The organism is Hydrogenophaga sp. (assembly GCF_026125825.1).
Lineage (GTDB): Bacteria > Pseudomonadota > Gammaproteobacteria > Burkholderiales > Burkholderiaceae_C > Hydrogenophaga.
This window is the reverse complement of record NZ_JAHCKK010000035.1, coordinates 1-18,360: the sequence shown is the minus strand read 5'-3', so window position 1 is coordinate 18,360 and position 18,360 is coordinate 1. Positions and strand designations below refer to the sequence as shown.

The 18,360-nt window shown below is 66.5% G+C and carries 18 protein-coding genes; 12 read left to right on the top strand and 6 right to left on the bottom strand.

All coding sequences use genetic code 11. From position 1 onward, the window contains the following. Positions 1–7 precede the first annotated feature (7 nt). The 7 genes from KIT86_RS13065 (at position 8) to KIT86_RS13035 (ending at position 7,730) form a co-directional block, all read left to right on the top strand. On the top strand, positions 8–778 hold the full coding sequence (locus tag KIT86_RS13065; protein ID WP_297399002.1) for an AAA family ATPase: 771 nt from the start codon (positions 8–10) through the stop codon (positions 776–778). 17 nt (positions 779–795) lie between these two features. After that, the gene (locus KIT86_RS13060) at positions 796–1,335 is read left to right on the top strand and encodes an alpha/beta hydrolase (RefSeq protein ID WP_297399000.1); all 540 of its coding nucleotides are present in this window, start codon (positions 796–798) and stop codon (positions 1,333–1,335) included. Positions 1,336–1,355: 20 nt separating this feature from the next. After that, on the top strand, positions 1,356–2,285 hold the full coding sequence (locus tag KIT86_RS13055) for a ParB/RepB/Spo0J family partition protein (RefSeq protein WP_297398999.1): 930 nt from the start codon (positions 1,356–1,358) through the stop codon (positions 2,283–2,285). A 166-nt stretch (positions 2,286–2,451) separates the two neighbouring features. Then, positions 2,452–4,005, top strand: a complete 1,554-nt coding sequence (locus KIT86_RS13050) for a methyl-accepting chemotaxis protein (RefSeq protein ID WP_297398997.1) — start codon at positions 2,452–2,454, stop codon at positions 4,003–4,005. A gap of 92 nt (positions 4,006–4,097) precedes the next feature. Next, positions 4,098–4,916, top strand: coding sequence for a YbaY family lipoprotein (locus KIT86_RS13045; RefSeq protein WP_297398995.1), 819 nt, complete (start codon positions 4,098–4,100; stop codon positions 4,914–4,916). A gap of 212 nt (positions 4,917–5,128) precedes the next feature. Beyond that, complete coding sequence (locus tag KIT86_RS13040) at positions 5,129–5,815, top strand: response regulator transcription factor (protein WP_297398993.1); 687 nt, start codon at positions 5,129–5,131, stop codon at positions 5,813–5,815. A 52-nt stretch (positions 5,816–5,867) separates the two neighbouring features. Next, positions 5,868–7,730, top strand: coding sequence for an ATP-binding protein (locus KIT86_RS13035; protein WP_297398991.1), 1,863 nt, complete (start codon positions 5,868–5,870; stop codon positions 7,728–7,730). Here KIT86_RS13035 and KIT86_RS13030 read toward each other — a convergent pair. Together KIT86_RS13030 and KIT86_RS13025 are read right to left on the bottom strand one after the other, a co-directional pair. Then, positions 7,699–9,123 (bottom strand): FAD-linked oxidase C-terminal domain-containing protein, encoded by a 1,425-nt coding sequence (locus KIT86_RS13030; RefSeq protein ID WP_297398989.1) that lies wholly within the window; start codon positions 9,121–9,123, stop codon positions 7,699–7,701. The genes KIT86_RS13035 and KIT86_RS13030 overlap by 32 nt on opposite strands. An 83-nt stretch (positions 9,124–9,206) precedes the next feature. Beyond that, positions 9,207–9,434, bottom strand: a complete 228-nt coding sequence (locus tag KIT86_RS13025) for a hypothetical protein (RefSeq protein ID WP_297398987.1) — start codon at positions 9,432–9,434, stop codon at positions 9,207–9,209. 239 nt (positions 9,435–9,673) lie between these two features. Between KIT86_RS13025 and KIT86_RS13020 the strand changes: the two genes are divergently transcribed. The 3 genes from KIT86_RS13020 to KIT86_RS13010 all read left to right on the top strand — a co-directional run bounded on the left by KIT86_RS13020 (position 9,674) and on the right by KIT86_RS13010 (position 12,723). Then, positions 9,674–11,521 carry a hypothetical protein gene (locus KIT86_RS13020; protein WP_297398985.1) on the top strand — a complete coding sequence of 616 codons (1,848 nt, stop codon included), beginning with the start codon at positions 9,674–9,676 and terminating at the stop codon, positions 11,519–11,521. 279 nt (positions 11,522–11,800) lie between these two features. Further along, positions 11,801–12,367: a cob(I)yrinic acid a,c-diamide adenosyltransferase gene (locus KIT86_RS13015; RefSeq protein ID WP_297398983.1), complete on the top strand. Its 567-nt coding sequence runs from the start codon at positions 11,801–11,803 to the stop codon at positions 12,365–12,367. Then, a complete protein-coding gene (locus KIT86_RS13010; protein ID WP_297398981.1) occupies positions 12,364–12,723 on the top strand; it encodes a hypothetical protein in 360 nt (119 codons plus the stop codon). The genes KIT86_RS13015 and KIT86_RS13010 overlap by 4 nt, the downstream gene beginning before the upstream one ends. Before the next feature lie 12 nt (positions 12,724–12,735). On the opposite strand, the gene KIT86_RS13005 is transcribed toward KIT86_RS13010, so the two are convergent. Further along, positions 12,736–13,158, bottom strand: coding sequence for a hotdog fold thioesterase (locus KIT86_RS13005; RefSeq protein WP_297398979.1), 423 nt, complete (start codon positions 13,156–13,158; stop codon positions 12,736–12,738). Positions 13,159–13,281: 123 nt separating this feature from the next. Between KIT86_RS13005 and KIT86_RS13000 the strand changes: the two genes are divergently transcribed. Continuing rightward, on the top strand, positions 13,282–14,571 hold the full coding sequence (locus KIT86_RS13000) for an AsmA-like C-terminal region-containing protein (protein WP_297398977.1): 1,290 nt from the start codon (positions 13,282–13,284) through the stop codon (positions 14,569–14,571). A gap of 6 nt (positions 14,572–14,577) precedes the next feature. On the opposite strand, the gene KIT86_RS12995 is transcribed toward KIT86_RS13000, so the two are convergent. Next, positions 14,578–15,879, bottom strand: coding sequence for a solute carrier family 23 protein (locus KIT86_RS12995; RefSeq protein ID WP_297398975.1), 1,302 nt, complete (start codon positions 15,877–15,879; stop codon positions 14,578–14,580). A 209-nt stretch (positions 15,880–16,088) separates the two neighbouring features. Here KIT86_RS12995 and KIT86_RS12990 point away from each other — a divergent pair, with 209 nt between their 5' ends. Beyond that, complete coding sequence (locus KIT86_RS12990) at positions 16,089–16,778, top strand: TerC family protein (protein WP_297398972.1); 690 nt, start codon at positions 16,089–16,091, stop codon at positions 16,776–16,778. A gap of 33 nt (positions 16,779–16,811) precedes the next feature. Here KIT86_RS12990 and fahA read toward each other — a convergent pair whose 3' ends face one another. Then, a complete protein-coding gene (gene fahA / locus KIT86_RS12985) occupies positions 16,812–18,134 on the bottom strand; it encodes a fumarylacetoacetase (protein ID WP_297398971.1) in 1,323 nt (440 codons plus the stop codon). Next, on the bottom strand, positions 18,131–18,360 hold a 230-nt coding region (locus KIT86_RS12980), incomplete at its 5' end, for a hypothetical protein (RefSeq protein ID WP_297398970.1). The genes fahA and KIT86_RS12980, both read right to left, overlap by 4 nt.

The following is an 18,360-nucleotide window of genomic DNA, read 5'->3' as shown; positions in this document are numbered from 1 at the left end:
CAGCACCATGGCGAAAATCTTTTGTGTGGCGAATCAGAAGGGTGGGGTGGGCAAGACCACCACCACCGTCAACCTCGCCGCCGGCCTGGCCAAGGTGGGCCAGCGGGTGCTGATGGTGGACCTGGACCCCCAGGGCAACGCGACCATGGGCTCGGGCGTGGACAAACGGCAGATGGCGCTCTCGGTGTACGACGTGCTGCTGGAGTCGGCCTCGGTGGCCGAGGCGGCGGTGTATTCGGAGAAGTGCGGCTACCACGTGCTCGGCGCCAACCGCGAGCTGGCCGGGGCCGAGGTCGAGCTGGTGGAGGTGGAGCGGCGCGAGAAGCGCCTGAAGACCGCCCTGGCCGAGGTGGGCGACGCCTACGATTTCGTGCTGATCGATTGCCCGCCCAGCCTGTCCATGCTCACCCTCAACGGTCTGTGCGCGGCGCACGGGGTGATCGTGCCCATGCAGTGCGAGTACTTCGCGCTGGAGGGCCTGACCGACCTCGTCAATACCATCAAGCAGGTGCATGCCAACCTGAACAAGGACCTGGCCATCATCGGGCTGTTGCGCGTGATGTTCGACCCCCGCATCACACTGCAGCAGCAGGTGAGCGACCAGCTCAAGGCGCACTTTGGCGACAAGGTGTTCGACACCGTGATCCCACGCAACGTGCGCCTGGCGGAGGCCCCGAGCTACGGGTTGCCCGGGGTGGTGTTCGATCCGGCCGCGCGCGGGAGCCAGGCCTTCGTGGCCTTTGCGCAGGAGATGGTTGCGCGCATCGGCAAGCTCTGAACGGAGGGATGTTTCACGTGAAACCACATCACATCCTCCTCCTGCCCGGTTGGCAGAACAGCGGCCCCGGGCATTGGCAGAGCCGCTGGGAGGCCAGCCATGGCTACCGTCGGGTGGAGCAGCACGATTGGATGCACCCCAAGCGCGGCGACTGGATCGCCCGCCTGGAAGAGGTGCTGCTCGGTTGCGACGAGCCCGCCGTGCTGGTGGCCCACAGCCTGGGCTGCCTGCACACGGCGGCCTGGGCATCGCATTCGAAGAACACCGATCGCGTGAAGGCCGCGTTGCTGGTGGCGCCGGGTGATGCCGAGCGGGAAGAGATGCGCCCGGTGTTGCCGAGCTGGTCGCCCATTGCGATGCAGCGCCTGCCGTTCCCCAGCGTGCTGGTGGGCAGCCGCAACGACCCTTATTGCAGTTTCGAGCGGGCCCAGGCCTTTGCCCTGGCCTGGGGCTCGCGCTTCGTCGACCTGGGCGAAGCCGGCCACATCAACGCCGAATCCGGCCTGGGCGACTGGCCGGCTGGCCATGCCGTGCTGGCCGAACTCATGAACCTCTGATTTCCGAAAGAAGAAGACCCATGGTCACCAAGAAACCCAAGGGCCTCGGCCGCGGACTCGAAGCCCTGCTGGGCCCCAAAGTGGAAGAGGGCGGTGCCCCTGCTCCGGCGGCTGCCGAGGGCGCACCGAGCAACCTGCCCGTGACGGAGCTGGTGGCGGGCATGTACCAGCCGCGCACGCGCATGGACGAGGGCGCGCTGTACGAGTTGGCGGAGTCCATCAAGGTCCAGGGTGTGATGCAGCCCATCCTCGTGCGTCAGCTGGCCGACGGCCCGAATGCCGGCAAATACGAAATCATTGCCGGCGAGCGGCGCTTTCGCGCTTCCAAGCTGGCCGGGCTGGACAGCGTGCCGGTGCTGGTGCGCGACGTGCCCAACGAGTCCGCCGCCGCCATGGCGCTGATCGAGAACATCCAGCGCGAGGACCTCAACCCCTTGGAAGAGGCGCATGGCCTGCAACGTCTGGTGAAGGAGTTTGGACTCACTCACGAGCAGGCTGCCCAGGCCGTGGGGCGTTCGCGGAGTGCCGCGAGCAACCTGCTGCGCCTGCTGCAGCTGGCCGAGCCGGTGCAGACGATGCTGATGGCGGGCGACCTTGACATGGGCCACGCGCGCGCGCTGCTGGCCCTGGACAAGGCGCACCAGATCACCGCGGGCAACCAGATCGCGGCGAGGAAGATGTCGGTGCGCGAGGCCGAGGGCCTGGTGAAGAAGCTGGGCGCCGAATTCGCGCTGGCGCCGCAGAAGCTCAAGAAGGAAAAGTCGCGCGACATCCGCCGGGTGGAGGAGGAGCTGGCCGACCTGCTGACGGCGGACGTCGAGGTCCGGGTCAAGAAGCGCGTCAAGCGCCACGGCCGCTTCGAGGACATGGGCGAGGTGGTGATCCAGTTCGGCTCGCTGGAAGCCCTCAACGGCATCATCGACCGCCTGCGCGGCTCGACGGCGCACTGACCCCGGCGCCCGGGGCTCTGCGCGGGGAGAAACGGCCCCGTTTTCCCCGGCTTTTCGCCGCACTGCGCTGCTTGACAGCCGCATAACCTGAGCAAGCCCGGTCTGGCGGCGTTGGCGCCTTGCTTTGGAAGTGGCCTCTCGATCTGGGCTATCTGAGGAGGTACCCATGTCGCAACGCTTGAATCTGGGGCAGCGGTTGCTGCTCATCAACGCCACGCTCGTGGTGTTGCTGCTGACCGTGGCGGCCACGGTCTGGGTCATGATGGGCCGGGTGGTCACAGCGGCCAACCGCATCAACGAGACCAACGTGCCCCAGCTGCAGCTCATCGCCGAGCTGGAGCTCAACGTCACGCGCACCTCGTTGCAGGTGCGCCACGCGATCCTCTCGCGCAACGCCCAGGAGCTCAGCGCCACGCTGGCCGACATCGGCGAGAAGAAGCGCCTGCTGCTCGATGCCCTCAAGGTGTTCGGCGAGGGCATGATCGACGACGCGGGGCGACAGGCCTTTGCGCCCCTGCCGGCGCTGATGACCGAGTTCTGGCGCATCGGCGAGGCCAACGTGAAGCTCATCCAGGAGGGCCGGAAGGAAGAGGCCTTCGCCTTCCTCGTGGACCAAACCATTCCCGCGCGCAATGCCCTGCTGGCGCCACTGGCCCAGGAGAAGAGGCGCCAGGGCGAGCGGCTGGCGTATCGCATCAACGAGATCGAGAGCCTTTCAACGCTCGATCGCCACATCGTGGTGGTCAGCGTGGTGCTGGTCGCACTGGGGCTGGCCGGTCTGGCGGCCTACCTGAGAAAAGTGGTGCGTTCCCTGGGCGCGGATCCCGATGAACTCAAGCGCATCGCCGACGCTGTGGCGTCGGGCGATCTGGGCGTGACGATGCGGGTGCGCGAGGGCGACACGCACAGCGCCCTGGCCAAGCTGCGCGCCATGACCGAGCGGCTGGCGCTGTCCGTGCGCGCGGTGCGCCAAGCAGCGGAGGCCGTGTCCAGCGGCAGCGCGGAGATTGCCTCGGGCAACAGCGATCTGTCGCACCGCACCGAAAGCCAGGCCAGCGCGCTGGAGCAGACCTCGGCGTCGATGGAGCAGCTGGGCAGCACCGTGACCCAGAACGCGGAACATGCGCGCACCGCCAACCAACTCGCGCAGGGCGCCTCCACGGTGGCCCAGCAGGGCGGCGAGGTGGTGGATCAGGTGGTCGACACCATGAAAGGCATCGAGAACAGCTCGCGCAAGATTGCCGACATCATCGCCGTGATCGACGGCATCGCCTTCCAGACCAACATCCTGGCGCTGAACGCGGCGGTGGAAGCGGCACGCGCCGGCGAGCAGGGCCGGGGCTTCGCGGTGGTGGCGGGCGAGGTGCGCAGCCTGGCCCAGCGTTCGGCGCAGGCGGCGAAAGAAATCAAGGGTCTGATCGGCGAGAGCGTGGAGCGCGTGGAGCGCGGCGTCAGGCTGGCCGACCAGGCCGGCACCACCATGAAGGAGGTGGTGGGCGGCATCCGCCGCGTCTCGGACCTGGTGGGCGAGATCAGCAGCGCCAGCACCGAGCAGAGCGCCGGGGTGTCTCAGGTGGGCGAGGCCGTGCTGCAGATGGACCAGACCACGCAGCAGAACGCCGCGCTGGTCGAGCAGATGTCCGCCTCGGCCACGAGTCTGCGGCAACAGGCCGAAGATTTGGTGAGGGCGGTGGCGGTGTTCCGCCTGGGCGCGGCCTGAGCCCGGTTGCAGGCTTTCACAGGCACAGCGGGCACTTCTGGGGACAATGGGGTGGCTGTCCCCCACACCTCCCCATTTCCAGGAGCTTCCCGATGACGATTCCGAACCCCCTTGGCCAGTGCGTGTCCCGCCGCCCCTTGCTGGGCGCCTTGGCCTCTGGCCTGCTGCTCTCGGCCTGCGGCACGCCCGTCACCAACCCGCCGTCCCACATCGTCACCGGCACGGCCCGCTTTGAAGGGACGGTCGCCTTGCCGCCGAACGCACTGCTTGACGTGTCGGTGGCCGATGTGTCCCGCGCCGATGGCAGCTCCGTCACGCTGGCCCACTTCGCCGGCCCCGCCAGTGGCCCGCAGCCTCTGCGCTTCAGCCTGCCGGTGGAGAAGCGGCGGGTGCAGGAGAAGGGCAGCTACTCGGTGCGCGCCGAGATCCTGGTGGACGGCAAGGCCTTGTACGTCACCGACAGTGCCTACCTCGTGCTCGGCCATTCAGGCCAGACCCATGCCGACGTGCTGCTGCGCCCGGTCGACAACCGCGCTCAGCCCGCCGCGCCCCGGATCGAGAACGTGCGCTGGGTGCTGGTGTCGCTCGACGGCCAGCCGCTGCCCGCGCAAGACCCGGGCAAGGCGCCGTACTTCGTCTTGAACAGCGACGGCCACCGCGTGACCGGCTCGGGCGGTTGCAACGAACTCATCGGCACCTACACCCTGAACGGGCAGGCCCTGCAGATGATGCGTGGCCCGCGCCGCGAGTTGCAGGTGTGCTCCGCCGACATGGAGCGCGAACGCGCTTTCATGTTCGCGCTGGCGACCACCGAACAGTGGGCGATGCAAGGCCCGCGCCTGCGCCTGCTCGACCGGCTGGGCGCGCAGGTGGCGGTGCTGGAGGCGCGCGCGGCGCCCTCAAGCCCCTGATCGAACCCCCGGGGGTACGCACTCGGTGCGCCGGTGCGTTGATTCGTGCCCTGAACAAAGTCCTTCGGTGATGCAGGAAGCAAGTTCGTGCGTCATGTGCTCTGCCTTGCGCGCTCCGAAATAGATTGCGCGGTTGACCGTTCTTGAGCGCCGGCACGCCTTCGTTGGTGTGCCGCGACGAACCATTCAAGAACCGAGGGAGGACATCCACCATGGGTTCGCCATTCACGCCCGATACACGAGCCTGCAAGTCGGCTCTCTTTGAAATTCTCGTGGTCGAGGACCATCCGATGATGATCCGGTCGATCAAGGCCGGCTTGGCCGCCTTGCACACGCATGCCCATGCGGTCGATTGCATCGCGACCGTGAGCTCCCTGATGCAGGCGAAACAACGGCTGCGTCGAAGCGAGCCGCCCGGCTTGATCATCACGGACCTTCATTTGCCGGACTCGAAGGGGCTGGACACCTTGCGTGCCCTGCGCGACGCGGTGCCCGGCACGCCCATCGTGGTGTTCAGCGCCTGTGACGACCACGCGACCGAGCGGGCTGCCCTGGCGCTGGGCGCGCACGCCTTCGTTTCCAAGTCGGCGCTGCCGCAGAACTTCACCCAGGCCATCAAGCCCTTCCTGCTGCCGCTGAAAAAGGGGCGGACAACCGCCCTCGTATCGCCGCCCGGCGCTCCGCATCCCATTGCACAGCTCACGAGGCGCCAGCGGGACGTGCTGGCGGAAGCGGCCAGCGGATACCGCGATCGAGAGATCGGCTTGCGGCTGAAGATTGGCGCACACACGGTCCGCAGCCATTTGAGGGTCATCTTTCTGCGACTGGGGGTGCAGAACCGGACCCAGGCGTCGAGCGTGTACATCGCCTGGGCCAGAGCCAATGGCACGCTGGTTTAAACGGCTTGCCCTCCTGGTGGTCTGGCTGGGGGCGCACGCGCCTTTGGCGGCGATGCCTCTGGACCCTGGCGCGGATCGCGTGCCCCTGTGGGCGGCCCTGCAGACCGTGGCCGACCCGAACGGCGAGCTCACCCCCGCGCAGGTGGACGGGCGCGTCGCGGCGGGCGAGGCGGCCCCGCTGCCGCATGCCAACCATGCCTTTGGCAAGTGGCTGCCCTACCCCTACTGGGCCAGACTCACCCTCAGCAACCCCGACCCCCAGCCCCAGGCCTGGCTGCTCACCTACGAAGTGCCGACGCAGGACGAAGTGCGCTTGTGGATTCAGGACGACCAGGGGCAATGGGTGGAGGTACCGCAGCTTGAAAACCGGCCGCCCCTCGCGCCCTCTGCAGGGCTGCTCTACCCGGCGTGGCGCCTGAAGCTGCAGGGAGGGCAGGCGGTCAACGCGATGCTGCGGCTCGATGGCTACAACCTGATGCGCTTCCCGCTGTTCGCGGTGCGCAACGACGCCTTCTTGCTGACGCAGGGAAGGCTGCACTTGTGGATTGGCCTGGTGCTGGCCGTGCCCCTCGTCGTGGTGCTGTACGTGCTGACGCTGATCCCGGTGGCGGCGGACCGCTCGCTGCCCCTGTTCCTGGCCATGGCCGCCTGCGAGATGCTGGGGGCCATGTGGGTCTCGGGCGCGATGCATCACCTGCTGCCCTGGCTCGACCGATGGCAGGCCGGCTGGCTGGGCTGGGCCGGGTACGTCGGCCTGCTCGGGCTGAGTGCGCTGCATGCCCGGGTGTTCCTGGACACGCCTGCCGATGACCCGGTGGCCGACCGCCTGCTTCGGGTGGGCGCGTGGCTCTGGCTGGTGATCGTGCCTTTGCTGGCCTTCCTGTGGCCCCACACCTCGCGCCGGATGCTCGTGATGGGCGGGACCCTCTATGCCTTCGCCATGATGGTCCTGGCCTTGCGCCATGCCCTGCGTCGCCCGGAGGTGCACCGCCTGCTGTTCTTGGGCGTGTGGGGGGTCTACGCGTTCTCGGGCCTGCTGTACGTGCTCTACCGGCTGATCGAACTGCCCATTCACGTCACCCTGATCTCGAACTTCGTGCAGGGCTCGCTGGTGGCTTCCTTGCTGGGCTGCGCTGTCAGCGTGCAGATTCTGCGCAAGCGCAACCTGCTGCGCGCCAGCGTTGTGCGGGCGCGGGATCGAAGCCTGCTCTACGCCGCCGCGCAGCACGATCTGCTGCAACCGCTGCAAAGTGTGAATCTGTATGCGCAGGCCCTGCGCCACGCGCCCTTGCGCGAGCACGAGCGGCTCCTGCAGGGCATCGACGAGGCGATGCGCTGCGTCAACGACTTCATGCTCAGCATGCAGCAGTTGAGCTTGAGCAAACAACCCACGCCCGACCTCAAGGTGGTGCGCCTCGATGCGGTCATCGATCCGGTGGTGCACGAATTCCGGCAGTGGACGAAGTCCAGGCTCATCACCCTGCGGTACCAGCGGGTGGAGCGGTTCGTGCGCACCGATGTTCAGCTGCTGCAGCGCATGGCGCGCAACCTGCTGTCCAATGCCTTGCGCTACACCGACGAAGGCGGTCGCATCCTCATCGGCTACCGGCGCCGGCAGGGGCGACTGTGGCTCATGGTGATCGACACCGGCATCGGCATGAGCGAGGCCGACGCCGCGCGCTGCTTCGAGGCCTTCCAGCGCGGTGGCGAGCTGGAGCGCGTGCCCGAAGGGATGGGCCTGGGCCTGTACAGCGTCAAGCGCATCGCCACCCTGTTGGGGCAATCGACCGTGCTCACAAGCGTGTTCGGCAAGGGGACGGCGGTGGGGGTGTCGCTGACAGAGCGCACCGAGGCGTGTGCGGCGCGCTATCGAGGGACCCCCGTCAGAGCGCGAAAATCTTCCCCGGGTTCATGATGTTGTCCGGGTCGAGCGCGCGCTTGATGGTGCGCATCATGTCGACCGCACCGGCGCCGGCCTCGGTCAACAGAAAGTCCATCTTGTGCAGGCCGACGCCGTGTTCGCCGGTGCAGGTGCCTTCGAGGCTCAGCGCGCGCGCCACCAGCTTGTGGTTGAGTTCCTCGGCCAGCGTGTGTTCTTCGGGTTTGCTGGGGTCGATCAGGTAGCCGAAGTGGAAGTTGCCGTCGCCCACGTGGCCAACCAGGAAGTAGGGCAGGCCGGCCGCGTCGGCTTCGGCCACGGAGTCGAGCAGGCAGTCGGCCAGCCGGCTGATGGGCACGCAGGTGTCGGTGGAGATCGCGCGGCAGCCCGGCTTGCTCTGGATCGCCGCGAAATAGGCGTTGTGCCGCGCGGTCCACAGGCGTGTGCGCTCCTCGGGCGTGTCGGCCCATTCAAAGGCGTTGCCACCAAATTCGCTTGCAATCTCCTGCACCGTCTCGGCCTGCTCCTTCACGCTCGCGGGCGATCCGTGGAATTCCATGAGCAGCATGTTTTCCTCGCGCAGGCCCAGCTTGCTGTGCGCGTTGACCATGCGGACGGTGTTGTGGTCGATCAGCTCGCAGCGCGCGATCGGCACGCCCAGCTGGATCACCTGGATCACGGTGCGCACCGCGGCTTCAATGGTGGGGAATGAGCAGGTCGCGGCCGAGATGGCCTCGGGCAGCGGGTAGAGCCTGAGCGTGATCTCGGTCATCACGCCCAGCGTGCCTTCGCTGCCGACCATCAGGCGCGTGAGGTCGTAGCCGGCGCTGCTCTTTTTTGCGCGCGTGCCGGTGCGGATGACCTCGCCGCTGGCGGTGACCACCTCGAGTGCCAGCACGTTCTCGCGCATGGTGCCGTAGCGCACCGCGTTGGTTCCGGAGGCGCGCGTGGCCGACATGCCGCCGATGGAGGCGTCGGCGCCCGGGTCGATCGGGAAGAACAGGCCTTCGCTTTTCACCGCCTCGTTGAGCGCCTTACGCGTCACGCCGGGTTGCACGGTCACGGTGAGGTCTTCGGCGTTGATGGACAGCACCGCGTTCATGCGACTCACATCGATGCTGATGCCGCCTTGCACGGCCAGCAGGTGGCCTTCGAGCGAAGAGCCCACGCCGAACGGAATCACCGGCATGCGGTGCCGCGCGGCCAGTTTCACGGCATCGGCCACGTCCTGCGTGCTTTCGGCGAACACCACCGCCACGGGGGGCGGCACCTCGTACACCGACTCGTCGCGCCCATGCTGCTCGCGCACCACCAGGGCGGTCGAGCATTGCGCGCCAAAACGGGCCTGCAGGTCCGTGAGGAATTCGGCCGGTGCGGTGCGCTGGTGGACTTCGGGCGTGAGGTGGCTCAGGGCGGTGGGGGCGTTCATGGGGCTTGTCTCCGGCGGCGGGGTGTGCAGCCGGCCAGTTTAAGCCTTGGGAGCCGCCTTGTGCGGCCCCCGGCGCCCCGCCCTCAGCGGCGGATGGGCAGCAGCGCGGTGCTGTGGTTGAGCCTCACGGGACGCGGTGCCTCGGCCTGGCGCAAGGACGGGGTGAAGACACTGAGGGCGTGGCGCGTGGGCGGCGCGACCTGCACGCTGGAGAGACCGGCCAGCCCCAGGGCGCAGGCGGCCATCAGCTGCACGCTGCGCTTCTCGAAGTCCGAGATGGAGAGCGGGGACTGGAGACGAAAACGGGACATCGGTGTGACTCCTTTGAAACGGGGAACGAAGCCGCATTACGCCCGCATCACCGGCCCAGGCCAAGCGCTTTTGCCTGCCGTTTCGCTCTGCCAAACACCTTTGCCTCAGACACATTTCCCAGCATTCGGTTGCCGATGTTCGTTCTTGGTGCCGTGGTTCACGTGGCATGTGAATCTGTGCCCGGCGCGGCCCGCATGCCCTTCAAGATGACCGTTTCCCCTTCCTTGAAAGCCACTTCATGACCATCTCTATGTCTGCGTCTTCTAGGTCCCATTTGACAATCGACGATCACGGAATACTCTCGCTTTTGACTTCCGGATTGAGAGAAGTAATGGACTACTGGTCATCGGAAGAAGCTTGGAAACCCGTTGTGTCGAGTGTTGCCCGTGGTGGCGAAGAAGGGAATGCCGCCGCTCAGGCGCTGCGACGGGCTCTGGATGACGACAACACCAGCCAAGACCAGAGGAGGGTAATCGGTTCGGCGGCCTTCAACTGGTGGATGAATAGCAGCACTGATCAGATCAACAACGCGCCTGTGTTTTTGCTTCGTCTAGCGCGCGACGAGGCGCTGCTAAGAAAAAATAGCGACGCGGCGCGCGACCTGGATGCTGTGGTTCGCGGCAAATTTCCACCTGGGGTACTCGACTCCGACGATGCGCCGTTGGACCCCAAAAGACCCATCCTTCAAGAAGAGATGAATCAGTCCACCTCCGTTCTTTGCCGTCGGGGTGTCGCTGTGGATCAGGGCGTGGGCAGCTATGCGGCGCCCATCGTGGTGTATGCCATTGAAGGTGACGAACTCAAGAACCAACTATCGCGGGAACTGAACAACCTGACAGAGGTTCGACCGCTCATCATCAATCTGAACGGTCACTACATTGGAGGTTTTGCCCGCCCGACGGGTGGGGGCTCCGTGTCTGTGAAGCTGCTGGATACCCAGCCGAACCCTGAGTATCTGAAGAACGTGACGTCGGTGATGGAAGGCCTGGGCTACGAGGGCTCCATCTTGAAACGGAGGTTGCAGGAGGATCATGCCCACTTGGTGCAGGCATGCGGCGCCTTGACGATGTTGATGCTGGAGCATTGCATGGCCCAGCCAGACGAAGCATTCCCTGAAGATCGCATGGAAGCGTTTGTCGACGACTTTCTCGATCTGTCTGAAGAGACGCAGGCGAGTTGCGTCAACAACATGCGAAGTGATCTGTTGCAGCAGTTGGCTGACGCAAGCCATGCCATGTTTTCCGTTGATGAGGGGAGACAGACGGCACCTCAAAGCACTGTCGTACCCCACAGCGACGAAAAACAACCTGGGTTGGACATGGTGGTAAAGGAGTTGCCGGAAAAACAGATCACCTACAGCGAACAGGTGCTGAATGCCATCCATAGAGTGAATCGTTCCCACGTGTTCCACGTTCCCCCTGAGGATGAAGCCATCAGAGCCGCTTTTCGAAATTTCTCATTCACTGATGAGGATGTGCGGTATTTGACCCAAGTGCTTGACAGCGCCACCACCTGGGAGGAGATTGTCAACCGCGTGGAAAGCGACTATGTGTTCAATACAGACCCGTTGAGAGGCGAAGAGCTGTGGAAAATGCAGCAGGAGCTTGCGACAGGAGACTACGGTCTGATATGTGGTGCGTTGCTGAGGCGGCCGGAAGATTTCCTGGATGACCTGGACGAGGGAGCCGCGTTCTTGAAGCATGTCTCTGAGCTGGCGTGTCTCAAATCCTATCCGGCGTGTCTTGGCGAGGTGAAGCGCAAAGCGGGTGTGCTTGAGAGCCTTTGCGGCCAACGCAAGACCGAGTTCACTGGGGATGATGTCTACACGGCCCTGGTTCAGGGTGACGCCGCCACCCTTCAGAATCTCAATAAAAACATAGCGCACCTGACAAAGGGTGGCAATACAGAGATTGATCCTGAAGAAATGAGAAATTGGGTTTTTGGCTCGGACGTCATGAGCCATCCGAGTGCCATTTTTGCAATGCTTCAAGATGCATCTAAAAATTGCGGCAAGAAGGACATGAAGCCCGCTTTCTTGGGTTATTTGGAACTCGTTGATGCGGTGGCAAAAAAAATTCGGCCCTGAAACCCGCAGGTATTGGCTCGAAGGTTTTAAGTCTTTTGAAAAATCGCCTCAATTCGAAAGTTTCAAAAAGGTATTGGGGTCGGATTTTGCTAAGAGGTACAAGCCATTGATGGCGGCTCTTGCGAGCAGCGTTTTCAGATGAGCTGCCGAGCGGGCGCAAGTTGGACAAAGTGATCACGAGCCCGAACCGCGCCCGAACACGGGTCAACCAGGTCGCCGTCAATCCCCCACAATCGGCGATGGGAAGGGCGCTTTGCCCTTCGTTTCAGAGGGCATTTCATGGGCAACCGACTCACCCAGATCGCCACCCGCACCGGCGATGCCGGCACCACCGGGCTGGGCGACAACACCCGCGTTTCCAAGGACAGCCTGCGCGTGCACGCCATGGGCGACGTGGACGAGCTCAATTCGCACATCGGCGTGCTGCTGTGCGAGGACATGCCTGACGGCGTGCGCCAGCTGTTGGTGGAGATCCAGCACCAGCTCTTCAACCTGGGCGGCGAGCTTTCCATCCCAGGCTTCGAATTGCTCAAGCCCGAGGCCGTGCTTGCGCTGGACGAGGCGCTGGCCACGCACAACGAGGCGCTGCCGCGGCTGCAGGAGTTCATCCTGCCCGCCGGCAACCGCGCGGCCAGCCAGGCCCACGTGTGCCGCACCGTGGCGCGCCGCGCCGAACGCGCCGTGGTCGCGCTGGGCCATGCCGAAACATTGAAGGAAACGCCGCGCCAGTACCTCAACCGCCTGAGCGATCTGATGTTCGTGCTCGCGCGCGTGCTCAACCGCATGAACGGCGGCGACGACGTCTACTGGAAAAGTGAGCGTCTGGCCAAGGCCGACGCATCATGAGAGCCGCCTTGGGCCTGGGGCTGGCGCTGGCTTGGGCCTGCACGGCGGCAGGTCCCGCCCTTGCGCAGGGCAAGGGCAAGAAGGCCGACACGGTGACCGAGGTGACGCTGGTGTGCGAAGCGGCCTATCAGCCCGCGCGCACCACCTGGACGCGCACCGTGCGCATTGGCTACGACAAGAAGCGCGTGCGCTCGGTGCACATTGACGGCGTGCCGGTCTACACCTTCGCGGTGCGCGAGACCGTGATCCTCACCGCGGTCGACAACGAGCGCATCCAGATCGACACCGCCGCCCAGACCTGGACCAGCGATTTCCGGGGCCAGGCCACGGCGCAGGGGCGTTGCGAACGCGGCTGAACGGCGCGCGGTTCAGCGCGGCGCCAGCACCGCCATCGTGATGCGCGAGACGCAGGTGAGTTCGCCCGCGTCGTTCGTCAGGTCGATCTGCCAGACCTGCGTGGTGCGGCCGATATGGACCGGCCGTGTGATGCCGCTCACCCAGCCGCTGGTGGCGCCCTTGAGGTGGTTGGCGTTGATGTCCAGGCCGACCGCGCGGTGTCCCTCGGGGCAGCTGTAGGCCGCGCCGCACGAGCCCAGCGTTTCCGCCAGCACCACGCTCACACCGCCGTGCAGCAGGCCATAAGGCTGGCGGGTGCGGGTGTCCACCGGCACGCGGGCGCGGATGAAGTCGTCGCCGACTTCCAGGAACTCCACGCCCAGGTGCTGCACGGCGGTGTCCTTGTGGATGGCGGTGAGTTCGGCGACGGAGATGGGTTTTTTCCAGATGGGCAAGGTCGTGCTCCTGTGATGGTGGCGTCACTATAGGAGACAGCCGGCTCCTGCGCAGAAGGCGGCGAATGCCTACAGACGGCGGCCGCGCGGGGCCACACCATGCAGGCTGGAGCACACCCCTTCATGACTCTCGCACGCCGCTGGGCCCTCGCCGCAGCCGCCCTCGCGGCGCTGCTGGTGGCCGCCTGCGTGGTCGGGTGGGCCCTCGTGCCCAGCGATGCCGAGCTGGCGCGCCGGCTGGAGGCCGAATTCGAGGCCCGCCTGGGCCAGAAGCTGGCGGTCGGCGCGGTGCGCTGGCGTGTGCTTGGCGTGCCGGAGGTCGAGGTGCTCGATGCACGCACCCGGCAAGCGCCGGCCATCGAGGTGCGGCGCTTGGCGATCCGCCCCCAGCTCATGCCCTTGCTGCGCAGGCAGCTCGTCATCGACCGGCTGGAGGTGGACGGCGCCGTGGTGCCGCGCGACGCGCTGACCGCCTTCCGGGGCCGGTCGCCCGGTGGCGCAGGTGGCGCGGGCGGCGCTGTGGTGCTGCGTTCGGTGGTGTTCACCGACGTGACCTACATCTCCTACAGCGGTGTGCCGGTGGTGTACGAGGGCGAGATCGATCTGGACGAGGACCGCCTGCCGGGCCGCGTGCAGGTCCGTCGGCCCGGCGTGGAGCCGCCGGTCTCGCTGGACGCCAGGCGCGATGGCCGGACCGACGGCGCAGCGCACCGCTACCAGCTGCGCCTGCGCGCTGGCGGTGGATCGGCGAATGGCCAGGCGCGGCTGGCCACCTCGGACGATGGCCGCATGGTGCTCCAGGGTGAGCTCGCGCCGCGCGGGGTGGACGTGGCTTCGCTGATGGCGGCCTTCCACCGGCGCTCCTTCGTCGGCGGCCTGGCCTCGGGCGAGACGGAACTGCGCGCTGAAGGGGAGACGGCAGGCGAGCTGTTTCGCTCGCTGCGCACGCGCAGCGTGCTGGAGGTGGAGCGCGCCCGCATCCTGCGTCTGGACCTGGACAAGGCCATCAAGACCCTGGGCCAGGACCGCGCCGGGCAGACGCCGCTGGACAGTCTGAGCGGCGTCATGGCCACGCGCAACACCGAGCAGGGCATGAAGACCGAGTTCACCGAGGTCAAGGCCGTGGCGGGCAATTACAGCGCCACGGGCAAGGCCACGCTGTACCGCAAGCAGATCGATGCGCAGGGGCAGCTGGACATCGGGGGCGGGATCGTGAGCGTCCCCTTTGCCGCAAAGGGCCCGACGCGCGAGCCGGCGGTGGAGATCGCCTGGGGGTCGCTGGCCGGTGCTGCGGTCGGCACGGCCATCCTGCCAGGCATCGGCACGGTCATCGGCTCGAAGATCGGCGGCGCCGTGAGCGGGCCGCCGAAGGTCGGGGCGGACAAGGCCGCCCCCGAGCGCACGCGCCGGTGACGGGCTTCAGGCCTTGGGCGTGGCGCGGCCGCGGTTGAGCAGGGCGTACAGGATGATCGCGCCGAAGGTGGCCGTTCCGATGCCCCCCAGCGCAAAGCCGCCGAACTTCAGCGTGTAGTCGCCCGTGCCCAGGATGAGGGTGATGGCCGCCACCAGCAGGTTCTTGTTGTCGGAGAAGTCGACCTTGTTGTCGACCCAGATCTTCGCCCCGGCGATGGCGATGAGGCCGAACACCACGATGGACACGCCACCCATGACAGCCAGGGGAATGGCCTGGATCAGCGCGCCGAACTTGGGGCTGAAGCCCAGCAGCACGGCCATGAGGCCGGCCACCAGGAAGATCGCGGTGGAATAGATCTTGGTCGCGGCCATCACGCCGATGTTCTCGGCATAGGTCGTCACGCCGGTGCCCCCCGCGCTGCCGGCCACCATGGTGGCCACGCCGTCGCCGATGAAGGCGCGGCCCATGTACTTGTCCAGGTTGCGGCCGGTCATGGCGGTCACGGCCTTGATGTGGCCCAGGTTCTCCGCCACGAGGATGATGGCCACGGGCGCGATCAGCAGCATGGCGTTCATCTGGAACACGGGCGCGCTGAAGCCGGGCATGCCGAACCAGGCGGCGTTGGCGATGCCCGAGAGGTCCAGCGGCTTGCCCATGCCCAGCCCATTGGTGAGCACCGCGTAGATGACGCTGGCGATGATCAGGCCCATGAGGATCAGCAGGCGCTGGACCATGCCGCTGGTGAACACGGCCACCAGCGCCACGCAGACGAAGGTGATGCCTTGCATCCAGGCGTCGAAGCCGGTGGGCGCCATGTTCTTGATGGGGATGCCAGCCAGGTTCAAGCCGATCACCGCCACCACGGCGCCCGTGACCACGGGTGGCATGAAACGCTCGATCCAGCCGGTGCCCACGGCCTGCACGATGGCGCCGATGAGGGTGTAGACCAGGCCGCAGGCGATGATGCCGCCCAGCGCCACGCCGATGTTGGCGTTGGGACCGGGGCCGGCGTAGCCGCTGGCGGCGATCACCACGCCGATGAAGGCGAAGCTCGAGCCCAGGTAGCTGGGCACCTTGCCGCCGGTGATGAGGAAGAAGATCAGCGTGCCGATGCCACTCATGAGGATGGCCACGTTGGGGTCGAAGCCCATCAGGATGGGGGCGAGCACCGTGGCGCCGAACATGGCGATCAGGTGCTGCACGCCCATCACCGCCGTCTGCGGCCAGGGCAGGCGCTCGTCGGGCGCGATCACGCCGCCCTGGTTGAGCGTGGAAGCTGATTTCTCCGTCCAGTTGAACATGCCCATGGCACGGTCTCCTCGTTGTCGTGTTGTGAAAAAAGGCGCCCCTCGCGCCGCAGGCATTGTGCCCGCAAAGCCGCGCAGCCGCACCAGACTTAACACGCTTAAGTTTCAAGCCCGAAGCGCGCGGCTTTTACGCAGAACCACGAATGACGCAGGCCGTTTTTCGCTCCTAAAGTGCCTTCACCGTTCAATCCTGAAACGCTGGAGACACCATGGAATTCCTCAGCACCGCCGACTTCTGGGTCGGTCTGGTGAAGATCATCTGGATCAACATCATCCTCTCGGGCGACAACGCCGTGGTCATCGCCCTGGCGGCGCGCTCGCTGCCGGCCGAACAGCAACGCAAAGCCATCCTGTTCGGCTCGGGTGCGGCCGTGGTGCTGCGCATCGTGCTCACCGTGGTGGCCGCCAAGCTGCTGGAACTGTCGTTCCTGCAGGTCATCGGCGGCGTGCTGCTGCTGTGGATCGGCTACCAGCTGCTCAGCGGCGACGAAGACGGCGAGGATGGGCACCACAAGGGCACGGGCACGATGATGGCTGCGATCCGCACCATCCTGATCGCCGACCTCGTGATGAGCCTGGACAACGTCATCGCCGTGGCCGCGACGGCGCAGGGCAACATGGTGCTGCTGATCCTGGGCCTGGCGATCAGCATTCCGCTGGTGGTCTTCGGCTCGACGCTGATGATCAAGCTCATGGGGCGTTTCCCCGTCATCGTGACGCTGGGCGCCGCCCTGATCGGCTGGGTTGGCGGTGAAACCGTCGTCAACGACCACCTGATGCAGGGCTACACCATGGCCCACCCCTGGCTGCACTACGTGGCGGCGGCCACGGGTGCGGTGCTGGTGGTGGGTCTGGGCAAGTTCATGCAGGCCCGCGCCGCCAGCAGGGCCCAGGCCTGAGCCGGGGGCTGAGGCCCCGGCCCCGGCGGTGCCTCAACCGATCGCGGGGAGAACCTCGCCGCGGCTCTCGCCAAAGCCGATGCGCGCCGCGCCCGGCTTCTCGCACCAGCCGCGCAGGATGACGGTGTCGCCGTCTTCCAGGAAGCGGCGCTGCGCGCCGATGCCCGGCAGCGGCACGTCGCGCGTGCCACCCACGCTGAGTTCCACGATGGCGCCGGCCTCGGCCTGCGTCGGGCCCGAGATGGTGCCCGTGCCCAGCAGGTCGCCCGGCTGAAGGTTGCAGCCGCCTACGCTGTGCTGCGCGACCATCTGCGCGATGGTCCAGTACTGATGGCGAAAGCTCGTGGCCGAGAGGCGATCGGGGGCGATGCCGCGTTCGCGGTGTTCGCGCGATTCCAGCCGCACTTCGAGCTGCACGTCCACACCGCCGCGCTCGCTGTTGGCCGCGCTGTCCAGGTAGGCCAGGGGCTGGGGCTCGTCGGCCGGGTGCGCGAAGGGCACGCGGTAGGGCGCGAGCGCTTCCAGCGTGACGATCCAGGGGGAGACCGTGGTGCAGAAATTCTTGCCCAGGAAAGGGCCCAGTGGCGCCATCTCCCAGAACTGGTGGTCGCGCGCCGACCAGTCGTTGAGCAGGCACATGCCAAAGATGTGCTGCTCTGCCTCGGCCAGCGGAATGGGCTGGCCCATGGCGTTGCCCGGGCCGATGTAGAAGCCCATTTCCAGTTCGTAGTCGAGCCGGCGGCACGGGCCGTAGACCGGCGCGGTGGCGCCCGGCGCCATCGCCTGGCCCATCGGGCGGCGGAACGCCGTGCCGCTGACCACGACACTGGAGGCGCGGCCGTGGTAGGCGATCGGCAGCCACTGGAAGTTGGGCGTGAGCGGGTCGTCCGGGCGCATCACGCGGCCCACGTTGCGCGCGTGGTGGATGGAGGTGTAGAAGTCGGTGTAGTCGCCGATGCGCGTGGGCACGCGCATCTCCACCTCGGCCTGCGGCACGAGGCTGGCGCGCAACGCGTTCACGCCGGGGCCGCTGGCGCCGGTCTTGAGCAGGTCGAACAGCGCGTGGCGCAGCGCGCGCCAGGCGCCCGGGCCCAAGGCCAGGAAGTCATTGAGCGCGTCGCTGGTGCAGGCGTTGACGGCCTGGGAGGCCGGGCCGGAGACCGCGTTGTCGCGTGCGATGGCGGCCAGGTCGATCACCTGGTCGCCGATGGCCACGCCACCCCGGAAGGCTTCGGCGGAGCCCTTGCGGCGAAAGACGCCGAAGGGCAGGTTCTGGATCGGGAAATCCGTGCCCGGGGCGTTGGCCGATTCGAGCCAGCTGCGGAGCGCCGGGTCGAGCGTCGCGTCGAACGTCAAGAGAGGAACGGCAGGAGCGTGAGATGCGAGAGCTCCCGCGACGGCTCCTCGAACGAACAGGAGCCGAACGAGCCCACGAAGTGCAGCCGCGTCTCGCGGATGGTGTCGGCGTCCAGACGCAGTCCGCGCCAGAGCACGTCGTCACCGATGGTGAAGAACGCGTCCGGATCACGCTCGTCAAGCAACGGACGCACCGCCTCAGCGGAGTATCCGGCGTAGAGAAACA

Coding starts and splice junctions, on each gene's coding strand:
- KIT86_RS13065 (WP_297399002.1), top strand. CDS start 8: ATGGCGAAAATCTTTTGTGTGGCGAATCAGAAGGGTGGGGTGGGCAAG.
- KIT86_RS13055 (WP_297398999.1), top strand. CDS start 1,356: ATGGTCACCAAGAAACCCAAGGGCCTCGGCCGCGGACTCGAAGCCCTG.
- KIT86_RS13050 (WP_297398997.1), top strand. CDS start 2,452: ATGTCGCAACGCTTGAATCTGGGGCAGCGGTTGCTGCTCATCAACGCC.
- KIT86_RS13045 (WP_297398995.1), top strand. CDS start 4,098: ATGACGATTCCGAACCCCCTTGGCCAGTGCGTGTCCCGCCGCCCCTTG.
- KIT86_RS13040 (WP_297398993.1), top strand. CDS start 5,129: ATGGGTTCGCCATTCACGCCCGATACACGAGCCTGCAAGTCGGCTCTC.
- KIT86_RS13035 (WP_297398991.1), top strand. CDS start 5,868: ATGCCTCTGGACCCTGGCGCGGATCGCGTGCCCCTGTGGGCGGCCCTG.
- KIT86_RS13030 (WP_297398989.1), bottom strand. CDS start 9,123: ATGAACGCCCCCACCGCCCTGAGCCACCTCACGCCCGAAGTCCACCAG.
- KIT86_RS13025 (WP_297398987.1), bottom strand. CDS start 9,434: ATGTCCCGTTTTCGTCTCCAGTCCCCGCTCTCCATCTCGGACTTCGAG.
- KIT86_RS13020 (WP_297398985.1), top strand. CDS start 9,674: ATGACCATCTCTATGTCTGCGTCTTCTAGGTCCCATTTGACAATCGAC.
- KIT86_RS13015 (WP_297398983.1), top strand. CDS start 11,801: ATGGGCAACCGACTCACCCAGATCGCCACCCGCACCGGCGATGCCGGC.
- KIT86_RS13010 (WP_297398981.1), top strand. CDS start 12,364: ATGAGAGCCGCCTTGGGCCTGGGGCTGGCGCTGGCTTGGGCCTGCACG.
- KIT86_RS13000 (WP_297398977.1), top strand. CDS start 13,282: ATGACTCTCGCACGCCGCTGGGCCCTCGCCGCAGCCGCCCTCGCGGCG.
- KIT86_RS12995 (WP_297398975.1), bottom strand. CDS start 15,879: ATGGGCATGTTCAACTGGACGGAGAAATCAGCTTCCACGCTCAACCAG.
- KIT86_RS12990 (WP_297398972.1), top strand. CDS start 16,089: ATGGAATTCCTCAGCACCGCCGACTTCTGGGTCGGTCTGGTGAAGATC.